At 42.1% G+C, this 13,377-nt stretch carries 9 protein-coding genes; 3 read left to right on the top strand and 6 right to left on the bottom strand.

The features are described from left to right. Positions 1-193 precede the first annotated feature (193 nt). Both B5X60_RS09260 and B5X60_RS09255 read left to right on the top strand, forming a co-directional pair. On the top strand, positions 194-1,165 hold the full coding sequence (locus B5X60_RS09260; RefSeq protein WP_079702419.1) for a polyprenyl synthetase family protein: 972 nt from the start codon (positions 194-196) through the stop codon (positions 1,163-1,165). Further along, entirely contained in the window at positions 1,165-2,211 is a 1,047-nt protein-coding gene (locus tag B5X60_RS09255; RefSeq protein WP_079702418.1) for a TerC family protein, read from the top strand. Before B5X60_RS09260 ends, B5X60_RS09255 begins: the two co-directional genes overlap by 1 nt. A 155-nt stretch (positions 2,212-2,366) precedes the next feature. Here the strand turns inward: B5X60_RS09255 and B5X60_RS09250 are convergent, their stop codons facing one another. Genes B5X60_RS09250 through recJ form a run of 3 tightly spaced genes read right to left on the bottom strand, consistent with a single transcriptional unit; the run spans position 2,367 to position 6,355 of the window. After that, positions 2,367-3,875, bottom strand: a complete 1,509-nt coding sequence (locus tag B5X60_RS09250) for a GH3 auxin-responsive promoter family protein (RefSeq protein WP_079702417.1) — start codon at positions 3,873-3,875, stop codon at positions 2,367-2,369. Positions 3,876-3,898: 23 nt separating this feature from the next. Further along, the gene (gene lptB / locus B5X60_RS09245; protein WP_079702416.1) at positions 3,899-4,633 is read right to left on the bottom strand and encodes an LPS export ABC transporter ATP-binding protein; all 735 of its coding nucleotides are present in this window, start codon (positions 4,631-4,633) and stop codon (positions 3,899-3,901) included. A 12-nt stretch (positions 4,634-4,645) separates the two neighbouring features. Continuing rightward, on the bottom strand, positions 4,646-6,355 hold the full coding sequence (recJ, locus tag B5X60_RS09240) for a single-stranded-DNA-specific exonuclease RecJ (RefSeq protein ID WP_079702415.1): 1,710 nt from the start codon (positions 6,353-6,355) through the stop codon (positions 4,646-4,648). Between the two features lie 56 nt (positions 6,356-6,411). Between recJ and B5X60_RS09235 the strand changes: the two genes are divergently transcribed. Beyond that, positions 6,412-7,176 carry an MBL fold metallo-hydrolase gene (locus B5X60_RS09235; RefSeq protein WP_079702414.1) on the top strand — a complete coding sequence of 255 codons (765 nt, stop codon included), beginning with the start codon at positions 6,412-6,414 and terminating at the stop codon, positions 7,174-7,176. Between the two features lie 75 nt (positions 7,177-7,251). Here B5X60_RS09235 and B5X60_RS09230 read toward each other — a convergent pair whose 3' ends face one another. The 3 genes from B5X60_RS09230 to gcvP form a co-directional block, all read right to left on the bottom strand. After that, positions 7,252-7,833 carry a YceI family protein gene (locus B5X60_RS09230; protein ID WP_079703224.1) on the bottom strand — a complete coding sequence of 194 codons (582 nt, stop codon included), beginning with the start codon at positions 7,831-7,833 and terminating at the stop codon, positions 7,252-7,254. 217 nt (positions 7,834-8,050) lie between these two features. Beyond that, a complete protein-coding gene (locus B5X60_RS09225) occupies positions 8,051-10,288 on the bottom strand; it encodes an ABC transporter substrate-binding protein (protein ID WP_079702413.1) in 2,238 nt (745 codons plus the stop codon). Positions 10,289-10,454: 166 nt separating this feature from the next. Then, positions 10,455-13,337 carry an aminomethyl-transferring glycine dehydrogenase gene (gene gcvP, locus B5X60_RS09220; RefSeq protein WP_079702412.1) on the bottom strand — a complete coding sequence of 961 codons (2,883 nt, stop codon included), beginning with the start codon at positions 13,335-13,337 and terminating at the stop codon, positions 10,455-10,457. Between the last annotated feature and the right edge of the window lie 40 nt (positions 13,338-13,377).

Here is a 13,377-nt window from a genome sequence, read left to right as displayed (position 1 = left end):
ACACGACGTTAATACACCGCAAAGGTCGCAAAAAAATTACTTCAACAACTTCGCGCTCTTCGTGTCAAGGTTGCGCTCTTTGCGGTTAAAACTCGTCCTTCCCCCGAGCACCAGTACTTCTTTTAGTATTGAAAAATGCTGCATTTTCGATATGTTTGCATGAACAATTACATACTAACAGGTCCACATATTAATGCTGAATCTCGACGAGATCAAAAAGCCGATCGCCGCAGAACTTGATACTTTTGAAGGGAAGTTCAAAGCTTCGATGCAGAGTTCTGTTCCGCTTTTGGACCGCATTACTCATTACATAGTTAAACGCAAAGGAAAACAGATACGCCCTATGTTCGTGTTTTTCTCGGCAAGCCTTTGCGGCGGAATCACTGAGGCTACGCATCGTGGTGCTGCACTGGTGGAACTATTACATACAGCTACTCTCGTCCATGATGACGTAGTAGATAACTCTTATGAAAGAAGGGGTTTTTTTTCCATCAACGCATTGTGGAAGAATAAAATTGCTGTTCTGGTTGGAGATTTTCTGCTCTCGAAAGGGCTCCTGCTGTCGATAAATAATAATGATTTTGAATTACTCAAAATTGTTTCTGAAGCAGTAAAGCAGATGAGTGAGGGCGAACTTTTGCAAATCGAAAAGGCACGTCGTCTTGATATTGATGAGGAAATCTATTACGAGGTTATTCGTCAGAAGACCGCCTCACTTATAGCTTCTTGTTGCGCGTGCGGGGCTGCATCTGCAGGAGCGGATGCGGAAACAGTCGAAAAAATGCGGCTTTTTGGCGAAAAAGTTGGAATTGCATTTCAAATAAAAGATGATCTGTTTGACTTTGGTACTGATGCAATTGGGAAGCCACTTGGAATCGACATTAAGGAAAAGAAAATCACTCTTCCATTAATCTATGCGTTAAATAAGTCCAGCCGGTCTGAAAGGAGAAGAATCATTAATCTTGTAAAGAATCATAATGAAGAAGCAGACAAAGTTTCAGAAATTATTGATTTCGTAAGGCAGAGTGGTGGTATGGATTATGCTACAAAACAAATGGAGTCATATCAGGACCAGGCTTTCAATATACTAAAGGATTTACCAGCACAAAGCTCACGTGATGCATTAGAGCAGCTTGTGCGATTTACTACAGAACGGAAAAAATAATGTCTAACGAAACGATATTTTTCGGCAGTTTCCTGCTATTTATTATTCTGATGCTTTCCATCGATCTTGGCGTTTTTAACAAGACGGATAAGAAGGTTGGTATGAAGGAAGCTGCTGTGATGAGCTTTATCTGGGTGACCTTTGCTATCGGCTTTTACTTTATACTGTTAAGTGAGGGGGAAGTACTCCATGACATCAATAACTACCCTCAATTACAGGAAGTAACAAAAAAGCATCTGCATAACATTACCCTGATTCCAGGCAACTATGCGGAAAGTCTGGCTCATTATAAGCAGAACCTGGCGCTCGAGTTCCTTACCGGATACGTGATCGAGTATGCTCTTTCTGTGGATAATATTTTCGTGATGGTGCTGATATTCTCCGCCTTCAAGGTGAATGAAAAGTATTATCACCGGGTGCTCTTCTGGGGAATTATTGGTGCGGTAATCATGCGTTTCCTATTCATATTTGTAGGGTCTACGCTGATCAATGAGTTCGGATGGATATTGTATGTTTTCGGCGCCTTCCTGATCTACACGGGTATTATGATGTTTATTAACCGGAGCGAAGAGGAAACAATAGATACAGAGAATCATAAGGTTGTCAGGTTTGCCTCGAGATATTTCTCAGTTCATCCCGAGTATGTGGGCAACAGGTTCTTCGTAAAGATAGACGGTAAAAAGATGATCACGCCGTTGTTTATAGTACTCTTGATTGTTGAGTTCACTGACCTTATTTTCGCGGTAGACTCAATCCCGGCCATATTTGCCGTAACCAAAGATCCATACATTGTTTTTTTCTCGAATATATTTGCCATCCTTGGCCTTAGATCGATGTTTTTCCTGCTGGTCAACGTAATCCATAAATTCCATTACCTGAAGACAGGATTATCCTTTCTGCTTGTATTCATTGGGGTTAAGATGCTCGGGCATCACTGGCTGAGCGAATGGGGCTTTAAAACAAGCCATTCACTTTTTATAATTCTCTTTATTTTAACGGCGAGTATTGTGGCGTCGTTGGCGTTTCCTAAGAAGAAAGAGAGGTAGTATCAGGTATCAAGTAGCAGGTATCAAGATACGTTCTTGGTTAAATTGATATTCGGTTCCCGATTGGTGGAGTTATACTTGGACTGTAGGGCTTGCTTATAAAAATTACCTGCCCCAACTCTTGATACTTGATACTTGGCTCTTGATACTTCTTCCTAAAGCATTTTCAAGATTTCATCCACATACGTCCTGTCATTAGCCAGCCGCGGCACTTTATGTTGGCCGCCCAGCTTACCCCGGTTTTTCATCCAGTGATAGAAAACGCCATCTTCAGCAACATGGATCCTTGGTCTGCGGAGTGCCATATCCTTGAATCGTTTGGCATCGTAATCTGAATTAATACTTCTCAGAGTCTCGTCGAGGACATCAGTAAATCGTTCGATATCATTCGGCTTTTGTTCAAACTCAATGATCCACTCATGACCTCCGGCTTCATTTCCTTTAAAGTAAATGGGGCAGGCTGTGTAGTCGCGGATAACGGCGTTTGTCTCGCTGCAAGCTTTAGAAAGACCTTTCTCCGCATTATCTATGATTAATTCTTCTCCAAATGCATTAATAAAATGTTTTGTCCGCCCGGTAATTTGAATGCGATGCGGAGAAAGGGAGGTGAATTTAATTGTATCTCCGATCATGTATCGCCACAAGCCGGCATTGGTAGAGATGATCAGAGCATAATTCTTATTCAGCTGCACCTCATCCAGGCCGAGGGTTTTAGGATTCTCTGCATGAATGTCTTCCATAGGAAGAAACTCATAATAAATGCCGTAATCAAGCATCAGCAGCATTTCTTCCGAATTGGGCTGATCCTGAATACCAAAAAACCCCTCGGACGCATTATATGTTTCCATATAATACATATTATCCGAAGGAATGAGCTTTTTAAATTGCTCTCTGTAGGGTTTGAAATTTACAGCGCCGTGGAAGTAAAATTCCAGATTGGGCCATACTTCAAGCAAATTATCTTTACCCGTTATTTCGAGGACGCGTTTTGCAAGCACTATATTCCAGGTGGGAACACCTGATATGTTTGTGACATTGACGCCGATTGTTGCCTGAGCCATTTTCTCAACTTTAGCTTCAAAGTCATCCATCAGTGCGATCGACATGTCCGGTGTACGATAAAACTCTGCCCAGAAAGGAAGGTTCTTTATTAACACAGCGGAAAGGTCTCCATAGCATGAATCCGAATTCAGCTGATTTATCTGATGACTACCACCGAGCACAAGGCATTTTCCCGTAAATATTTTGGTGTCCGGTCGATTGTCACAGTACATGCTGAGCAAATCCTTACCGCCTTTGAAGTGACACTCTTCAAGGGATTCTTCACTTACCGGAATGAATTTACTGCGATCGTTGGTTGTGCCTGAGGATTTTGCAAACCACTTTATTTCTGATGGCCAAAGGACATTTTGCTCGCCGGCAAGCATCCGTTCAATATATGGCTTGAGAGTATCATAATTTTGAATAGGTACCCGCTCTTTAAATTGATCCTGAGTGTATATGGTGGAATATCCATGGGTCTTTCCCCATTCAGTATGCTGAGCAGATGATATTAGATTTTGGAACCATTCATCCTGGACATCATATGGATATTTAATGAAAAGCTCGATCTGATGCATCCGCTTTTTCATTATCCAGGTAAAAATGGAATTTACTATTGTCATAGAGAGATAGGACTATACCCGGTTTAGAGTTTCTTTTTACGTAACTCGAAATTCTGGCCAAGGTAGAATTTTTTGGCCATTTCATTGTTTGCGATTTCCACAGGTGTTCCTGTAAGCATTATTTTCCCTTCGGCCAGCAGATAAGCCCTGTCGGTTATCGACAGCGTTTCCTGCACATTGTGGTCGGTTATCAAGATCCCTATATTTCTCAGCTTAAGTTTGGCCACGATGCTTTGAATTTCTTCTACCGCTATCGGATCGACACCAGCAAAGGGCTCATCGAGGAGTATGAAATTAGGGTCGGCAGCTAGTGCGCGGGCTATCTCAGTCCTTCTGCGTTCTCCTCCCGAAAGCAGGTCGCCGCGATTTTTACGAACCTTATGAAGACTAAACTCATCGATCAGCTGCTCGAGTTTTTCACGTTGCTCTTCTTTGCTAAGCCTGCCCATTTCAAGAACGGCTTTTATATTATCCTCAACAGTTAGTTTTCTAAAAACGGAAGCTTCCTGGGCAAGGTAGCCGATACCTTTCTGTGCCCTTCGATACATAGCATCTTCTGTGATGTTTGCGTCATCCAGGAAAACGTTTCCCTCATTTGGTCTGATCAGACCTACGATCATATAGAATGAGGTGGTTTTACCAGCACCGTTCGGGCCCAGCAAACCGACGATTTCACCTTGCGAAACGTGAAACGAAACATCGTTGACTACGGTGCGTTGTTTGTATTTTTTTACGAGATTCTCAGCTCTTAGGATCATTTTTTTCGTCGTCTAAGCTGGTTGCGATGTGCGAATTCCTTTGATATTCAATTGTAACGATGTTCTATCCATCCATTTATTTTCCTCAATGGTGTAGCAAATATCAAATGGCATACCATTGTTGACTTGAGGAAGATAATCGGCCAGTCCGAATCCTATGCAGTTATAAATTGTATTGTTGTTTTGACGCACGCTCATTTTTAAATGCTTCCCCCCAACAGTTGAAGCGGAACCGTAAGTATAGACATTTCTGCTCATAAATACAGGCGCCATATTTTGAGGACCGAAGGGTTCGAATTGCTTCAAAATTCGATAGAACTTAGGATCTATTTTGTGAAGTTCCATTTCGGCATCAATCGTTATCGTCTGAATTAACAATTCCGGTGGTATCGTACGACCTACAACTTCTTCAAATTTTGCCTGAAATGCCGGAATGTTTTCTGTTTTCATGGTGAGGCCGGCAGCATATTTATGTCCCCCAAATTGCTCAAGCAAATCGCTGCATTCCAGCAAAGCTTCATACAGGTCAAAGCCGAGTACCGACCTGGCTGAGCCTGCAGCGTAACCGTTGGAATGAGTCATAACAATGGTAGGACGATAGTATTTCTCAGTCAGCCTGGATGCAACAATTCCGATGACACCTTTATGCCACTGCTCATTGTATACGACAGTGGTTTTTCGGGAAATTAATTCCGGGTCAGCATCAATAAATGCTAATGCCTGTTCGGTAATATTGCTATCGTGCTCCCTCCGTTCAGTATTTTTTATGTTAATAACCTCACCTTTTTCAAATGCGATGGCATCTGTTTCAGCGATCAGCAGATTTACAGCATGTTTTGCATCATCGATTCTTCCTGCCGCATTGATACGAGGTCCGATTGTAAAGACGACATCGGTAATTGTCAGATTGTCTTTCCTGCCGGATAAATTCATAAGCGCAGTTATACCTTTGCACGGTTCAGTATTTATCCGTTGCAGGCCATACCAGGCCAGGACCCGATTTTCTCCAGTAATTGGTACAATATCCGACGCAATACTGACAGCCACCAGATCGAGATAACAAGAGATGTCGCTGAATGCGATATTGTTTTTTTGACAATATGCCTGAACAAGCTTAAATCCAATGCCGCAGCCTGATAATTCTTTGTAGGGATAAAGGCAATCAATCCGCTTCGGATCTAGAACCGCAATTGCATCTGGAAGTTCTTCTCCAGGAAGATGGTGATCACATATAATAAAATCTACCTTTTTTCCATTTGCGTAATCGATCTTATCAATGGACTTTATGCCGCAGTCCAATGCAATCACGAGCGAAAATCCATTTTCTGCAGCAAAATTTATGCCCTGTGAGGATATTCCATAGCCTTCTTTATACCGGTCTGGAATATAGAAATCGATCTGGGAATGATATTTCTTAAAAAAGCTATAGACCAGGGCAACCGAAGTTGTGCCGTCCACATCGTAATCGCCGTAGACAAGGATCTTTTCACCGGAACTTAATGCCTGTTCGATGCGCACAATCGCCAGATCCATATCTTTCATCAAAAATGGATCATGAAGGTCTGAAAGGTCAGGGCGGAAAAAATGCCGGGCTTTTTCGAAGGTGTCAATCCCCCTTCCAACGAGCAGGCTCGCCAAAACAGGATCTACATTAAGTAATTGTTGCAGCTCCTCTATTTGCGCAGGGTTTTTGACCTCCTGTTCCACCCACCTTTTTTGCATATCTTTGCCCTATTAAGCCGTAAAAATAGAATTTAACCTCATAATAAACAAAGACATTGAAAGCTTTAGCCTTATACGAAGGGTCCTATTCAGTGGATAGTACGAAGACTTTTTTGCCCTTCGATCCAGCTATCCATAGTACTAAAGATCGACCTGGATCACTCTTTATTTATGTACAGCCTTTCCTGCTAAAGACCGAAAATGATCTGATAGTTTTCGACGCAGGATTAGGATTTCGGAACGACAAGAATGAGTTGATTATACACGAGAATATCCGTAAAGCTGGTTTTGAGCCCGATGACGTCAGTCTTGTTTTAATGTCTCACCTCCATTTCGATCATTCAGGTGGAATGATCAATAAGACCGATGATAACATTAGTTTAAGTTTTCCAAATGCAGAATATGTGATACAGAGGGGGGAGTGGGAGGCTGCTTACAGTAAGCCTTCGCGGTCCTATAAAACGGAGATTTTTGACTTTCTTCAGCGAAGCGGTTCTGTACACTTTGTGGAAGGGAACGGTAAATTGAATGATTCAATATCTTATGAACTAACTGGCGGGCACTGTGAATATCATCAGGTATTTCTCGTAAAAGAAGGTGATGAAACTGTATTCTTCGGAGGCGATATCCTCCCCGAACCCGAACAACTTTTACGGAAGTTTATGGCTAAATATGATTTTGATGGAAGGAGAGCTATGGAGTTACGGCAGGAGTTTGGAGCGAGAGCAGCAGAAGGCAATTGGGATTGCTTGTTCTACCATGCGAAATCGAAGGCTATAGCGAAGGTGGGGCGAGAAGGTGAAGGGTTTCGGATACTGTAATTTTTGAATCAAGAATCAAGAGCCAAGAATCAAGACACATGAACAGTCTTGATTCTTGGTTCCTGGCTCTTGGTTCTATTTTTTGGCTACCAAATTAATATTCAATTCAAATTCATCATCAACAGCACGGTCGCCGATATCAAGGAAGAACGTTTTTGAACGGAACTTGATATCATATTTAGTACGATCTACACGGATTCCGTTTGCCACAGCGACAATTATACCTTTCTGTGTTTTAACGGTCGCCGGAAAAGAGATTGGCTGAGTTATGCCTTTTATAGTAAGATTTCCCGCAATATTTACGCGGTCAGTGCCGGCAGGGGTAACTTTAGTAATTTCAAATTTCGAATTTGGATTTTTTTCAGCTGCAAAAAAATCGTCTGATTTCAAGTGGGTGGTAACACGTGCATTGTCAGAGGTAATGCTCGCCATGTTAATCAGGAAAGTGCCTTTTGTTAAAGATTTCCCATTGTGTACTAGATTTCCAGAGGTGATTTTGATTGTTCCGGTATGTCCGCCGCCAACCTTCTTTGCAGTCCAGTCAATTGTAGAGCGTTCCGTATCTACAGTATAGATCGTATCCTTTACCGGTTTATCGAATGACATAAAAACTGCCATCCCTGTTAGAATGCTGAGAGTTAAAAAGATTTTCTTCATTTTCATTTGTTTGAGTTTTTTGATGGTTATGAACCTGCCCGCGGTATGCAGGGTTGTCATGATCTGATCATCATACCGCTATGGTTTCGAGCAAATCATGAGGATTTTTAAAAGTGTAATTAAATTTAGTGCAAACATATTGTATAAATATATCCGAAAATTTCATAGATATTCAGACAAGTGTTTTCTGTCACCAGGATATTACGGGTAATAATGATTAAGGGATTACCGCATTCTTGAAAGAAATTTTAAAAGTGGTACCCACGTCAGGCATGCTGTCTACTTCAATTTTACCATCAAGCGACTCAATTTGCGATTTAATGATATATAAACCAAGTCCCTTGCCGTCTATTTTGCTATGGAAACGTTGATAAAGTCCAAATATTTTATTTCCAAACTTATTCATATTCATCCCCATGCCGTTGTCGCTGAAATATAATACGGTATGTTCTTTTCTGATTCGTGTTTTCAAACTGATAATAAGCTTGCGTTTATCCGAACGGTATTTTATCGCATTTGTTAGCAGGTTGAGAAGAATGCTATGAAGGAATCTTTTTGGGAAGAAAACTGTTTTGATCTCCGAGAAATTTATATCTATTTGAGCTCCTGATTCATTGACCTGGTTTTCAATACTTCTGATGATCAAATTTAATTCGGTTTCGATATCTAAAGTTTCTTTGTGGACATCTTTGCCGGATTTACTCGCAACAATTTCTATCAGGTCACTTAAAGTGGAATCAAGCTGTTTTACGCAATAGTGGATCTTTTGGGTAATTTCTTCGTTGAGTTCGGGGCTTAGGCTTTGTTCAGATTGCATTTCTGTCAAGCTTCTCAGATTTACAACCGGTGCACGAAGGTTGTGGGAAGTGATGTAGGCGAACTTCTCAAGTTCCGAATTAGTCTTTCTTAACTCACTGGTGATGTCTTGTAACTCAATTTCTTTTTCCTTTATAAAATCGATATCCAGGTGTGTTCCGATCATTGTGGCTGCTTTACCATCATCCTGCAGGCTGACTACCTTGCTGAAGGAAAGGATCCATTTCCATGCACCTTCTTTGGTTTTTATTCGATACGCGAGACTGTTTGAGGGATATTTTCCTTCTACAAGCCCGCTGATAATTTCCTGAACGGTATCACGGTCTTCTTCATGGACGAGCTCAAGCCATGAAGAATTTCTTAGGAACTCATCAGGATCATAACCCAATGATCTTACCCAAACGCTGTCGTAGGTGGTTTTATTTGTCAAAAGGTCCCATTCCCAAATTCCAAGGCCAGCCGCTTGTATCGCTAATTCGAGTCTTTGCTCTGCCCCTTTTCTGAAAGTAATTTCTTTTTGAAGGGCCAGAGTCTTTTTTGAAACGATTTTCCTCAACTGCCAATTCCAGATAATTGCTATAACGAACAGGGATGCAGCTATTCCAAGGACATAAATTAAAATGTCGAAATAAATTACCTTCCGGGCACTCGCATTTTCGAACAGAAATCCATCAATAGAATCGTTTTTACCAGCAATCCCAAGTTGTTTATAAATGCTTAGCATGCTTTGCCATCTGCCGGGATTCATATGACCCATCTCTACCAGATCCGGAAGGATTAGCTTATGCATTTCCTGCGCTTCGTTCAGAAGATCTGCCTTTGCTATACCGCGTGCTTTTACCCCCGGCAAGGTTAAAATATAGTCTGCCATCTCAGAAGGGTGCGACATGGCATAAATCCAGCCTTTGAGGCACGCGGCATTGAATTTTTCTACTTTTTCCGGTGAATTAGTTGCTATTCCCCGGGTTGTAAACAGTACGTCCCCATAAAAATCTATTCCGTAATCAATTGGGCGGATCATTGTTACGTTATGCCCCTTTTTTCTGATCAGGTTTGGTTCAACAGTACTGTAAGCAGTCATGGCGTCGACCTTTCCGCTGATCAAATCCTGACTATTCCAAGTATGGTCGACCATGACAATCTTATTTTCCGGGATACCTTCCCGAATAAATAATGCTCTTAATAATAACCAACCCTGATCCTTCGAGACCATAATCCTTTTACCCGCAAGATCTGTTGCCGAGTTAATTTTACGGTCGGTCATTGTCAGAAACACATAGGGAGAATGCTGGAATATCGCAGAAATGACAACAACTGGTTTTTTGGCGATATGAAAATTTATTATGTCCGAACCTGTCACACCGAAATCAGCTCGCCCTTCGAGCACTGCTGCCACCGGCGGATTTCTGGCATTTCCCTCCAGCAACTCTACATTTAATCCAACTTCTTTAAAAAATCCTTGTTGTTCTGCTGCATAGTACCCCGCAAATTGAAACTGATGCTGCCACTTTAACTGGAGCCTGATTTTCTCAGGTTGCTGGGCATTCAGGTACGTGCAGGGAAAAACGCCCAGGCAGAATATCCCTGAAATGATTATGAAAAGGTAAAGGTTGTTTTTTGCTTGCTTGACCAGGATCATTGTCCACCCAAATTTACCTAAGGTACAAATTTGTTACAAGGAAATAAATGTATGAAAACTAAGATAATAAGATTGATTTCCATTGAAAGTATCAAATCTGGGAACAAAAAAGCCGGATTCACTTCTTCGTGGTGAATCCGGCTTTTAGGATGTAGAAGGCGGTTGTTTAAACCAACTCTTCCGTATAACTTTCAATAGGAGGGCAAGCACAGATTAGGGTACGGTCGCCGTGCGTGTCGTTAACCCGGCCAACTGATGGCCAGAATTTGAAAGCGGCTACATAAGGAAGAGGAAATGCTGCTTTTTGTCTGCTATATGAACGATCCCATTCATCGGCAGTCACTACAGCCGATGTATGTGGTGCGTTTTTCAATGGGTTGTCAATTTTATCAGACGTTCCGGCTTCTACTTCCTTTATTTCAGAACGGATCGAGATCATGGCATCGCAGAATCGATCAAGTTCATGTTTAGGCTCAGATTCTGTCGGTTCGATCATCACTGTGCCCGCAACAGGAAAGGATACCGTAGGTGCATGGAAACCGTAATCCATTAATCTTTTGGCTATGTCAGTTACTTCGATTCCGAAGTTTTTAAAAGAACGGCAGTCGAGGATCATCTCATGAGCACAGCGGCCCTGGCTACCAGAATAGAGCACCGGGTAATGTTTTTCCAGCCTTGATTTTATATAATTCGCATTAAGTATTGCGTATTTTGTTGCATTTGTGAGACCTTCAGAACCCATCATTGCAATGTATGCATGAGAGATCAAAAGAATTGATGCCGACCCCCATGGTGCGGATGAAACTGCAGGAATAGATTTTTCATTTCCAATTGCAACAACCGGATGGCCAGGAAGATAGGGTACAAGATGTTTTGCTACACCGATTGGCCCCATTCCCGGACCGCCACCACCGTGAGGGATACAGAATGTTTTATGAAGGTTCAAGTGACAAACATCCGCTCCAATCGTCGCCGGACTCGTAAGTCCTACCTGCGCATTCATATTGGCACCATCCATATATACCTGTCCACCGTATTTGTGAATGGTTTCGCAGACCTCTATAATTGATTCTTCAAATACTCCATGAGTTGAGGGGTATGTAACCATTAAACAAGAGAGATTTTCAGCATGCTCTTCAGCTTTCGCTTTAAGATCAGCCACATCAATATTCCCTTTTTCATCGCATTTCACGATCACGATCTTCATGCCGGCCATAGCTGCAGATGCAGGATTAGTTCCGTGGGCAGAAGATGGAATCAGGGCGACAGTGCGCTGGAAATCACCGCGATCCTGGTGGTAAGCACGAATTACCATTAGACCGGCATATTCGCCCTGAGCACCGGCATTAGGTTGCAGGCTCATCGCGGCAAAACCTGTGATCTCACTCAGCCATTTGTTTAGCTCATCAAAGATCTGCATGTATCCACCGACCTGATCTGAAGGCGCAAATGGATGCATCTTGCCGAACTCAGCCCAGGTAACAGGAACCATTTCTGTGGTAGCATTCAGCTTCATAGTACACGAGCCAAGCGCTATCATTGAATGACATAGTGATAAATCCTTAGCCTCAAGCGATTTTATGTACCTCAGCATTTCATGTTCTGAATGATGCGAATTAAATATTGGATGGCTGAGGTAAGCAGAAGTTCGTTCTAATTCTGAAGGAATATGAAGTTTAATCGCATCTTTTAGATTATCAGTATCGACGTCATGCAGGTTTTTACCTTTCACTTTTGCAAACAAGCGAACTAAGGTTTGCACGTCATCAAAAGATGTTGTTTCATCTAATGATATGGTAACTATAGATCCTTTATAGTTTAGATTAACCTCATTATTTAATGCTTCTGCGTGAATAGAGTTGACAAGATCACCGAGATCAAATCGTAGGGTGTCAAAAAATGATTCGTTCTCCTGTTTATAACCGAGGCTCTGAAGTGAATCTTTAAGTAATACAGCAAGACCGTGAATTCGCTCTGCTATTAATTTAATGCCAGTTGGCCCGTGATAGATCGCGTACATCCCAGCCATAATAGCCAGAAGCGCCTGTGCAGTACAGATATTAGATGTTGCTTTATCTCTGCGGATATGCTGTTCACGAGTTTGAAGCGCCATACGGAGGGCATAATTTCCGGCGCTGTCGATGGTAACACCAATTATCCTTCCAGGCATTGAGCGCTTGTATTCGTCTTTCGTAGCGAAAAATGCTGCGTGCGGACCACCGAAGCCCATTGGAACACCAAAGCGCTGGCTTGAACCAACAACAATATCAGCTCCCCATTCGCCCGGCGGCGTCAATAAACTTAGCGACATAATATCGACAACTACGGTCAGCTTAATGCCCTTTTCATGGCCTTTAGCTGCAAAGTCTTTGTAATTATAAACTTCACCGTTGCCTGCAGGATACTGAACTATTGCACCGAACATCGAATCATTGAGTTCGACCGTGCGGTGATCGCCAATCATTATTTCAATCCCGTATGGGGCTGAGCGGGTTTTTAAAATGTCAATGGTTTGCGGCAGAACTTCTTCAGAAACAAAGAAAATATTTGCATTGGTATTCTTTCGAAGGCTGTATTGCATAAACATTGCTTCACCGGCAGCTGTACCTTCGTCAAGAAGAGAAGCGTTTGCTATTTCCATACCAGTAAGGTCGACAACCATTGTCTGGAAATTAAGCAATGCTTGCAAGCGCCCCTGAGCAATCTCAGCCTGGTAAGGGGTATATTGGGTATACCATCCCGGATTTTCGAGAATGTTACGCTGGATAACTCCTGGAACAATCACATCGTTGTATCCCTGGCCGATATAAGATTTAAAGACCTTGTTTTTTGACGCCGTAACTTTGAGATCATTCAGGTAATCGAACTCACTCTTGGCATTAGGAAGATTCAGGGAACTCTTCAAACGGATGTTGGAAGGCACAGTTTGTGCGATCAGTTCGTCTAAAGAATTGATGCCGATAGTTTCGAGCATGCCGGCAGTATCCTGCTCATTAGGAGCAATATGACGCTGCTCAAATTTTTCCTGGTAATCTATATTAAGCTTCATTAAAGAGGGGGAATATTGGTGGGGCAAAAGTAAGAAAATT

It is taken from the genome of Daejeonella lutea (genome assembly GCF_900168015.1).
GTDB classification, from domain to species: Bacteria; Bacteroidota; Bacteroidia; order Sphingobacteriales; family Sphingobacteriaceae; genus Daejeonella; species Daejeonella lutea.
The sequence above is the reverse complement of the archived record's forward strand: the minus strand, read 5'-3'. Positions and strand labels throughout refer to the sequence as shown.

What these genes read in the sequence shown, in the direction of transcription:
- B5X60_RS09260 (WP_079702419.1), top strand. Translation starts at nt 194, where the DNA reads ATGCTGAATCTCGACGAGATCAAAAAGCCGATCGCCGCAGAACTTGAT.
- B5X60_RS09255 (WP_079702418.1), top strand. Translation starts at nt 1,165, where the DNA reads ATGTCTAACGAAACGATATTTTTCGGCAGTTTCCTGCTATTTATTATT.
- B5X60_RS09250 (WP_079702417.1), bottom strand. Translation starts at nt 3,875, where the DNA reads ATGACAATAGTAAATTCCATTTTTACCTGGATAATGAAAAAGCGGATG.
- lptB (WP_079702416.1), bottom strand. Translation starts at nt 4,633, where the DNA reads ATGATCCTAAGAGCTGAGAATCTCGTAAAAAAATACAAACAACGCACC.
- recJ (WP_079702415.1), bottom strand. Translation starts at nt 6,355, where the DNA reads ATGCAAAAAAGGTGGGTGGAACAGGAGGTCAAAAACCCTGCGCAAATA.
- B5X60_RS09230 (WP_079703224.1), bottom strand. Translation starts at nt 7,833, where the DNA reads ATGAAGAAAATCTTTTTAACTCTCAGCATTCTAACAGGGATGGCAGTT.
- B5X60_RS09225 (WP_079702413.1), bottom strand. Translation starts at nt 10,288, where the DNA reads ATGATCCTGGTCAAGCAAGCAAAAAACAACCTTTACCTTTTCATAATC.
- gcvP (WP_079702412.1), bottom strand. Translation starts at nt 13,337, where the DNA reads ATGAAGCTTAATATAGATTACCAGGAAAAATTTGAGCAGCGTCATATT.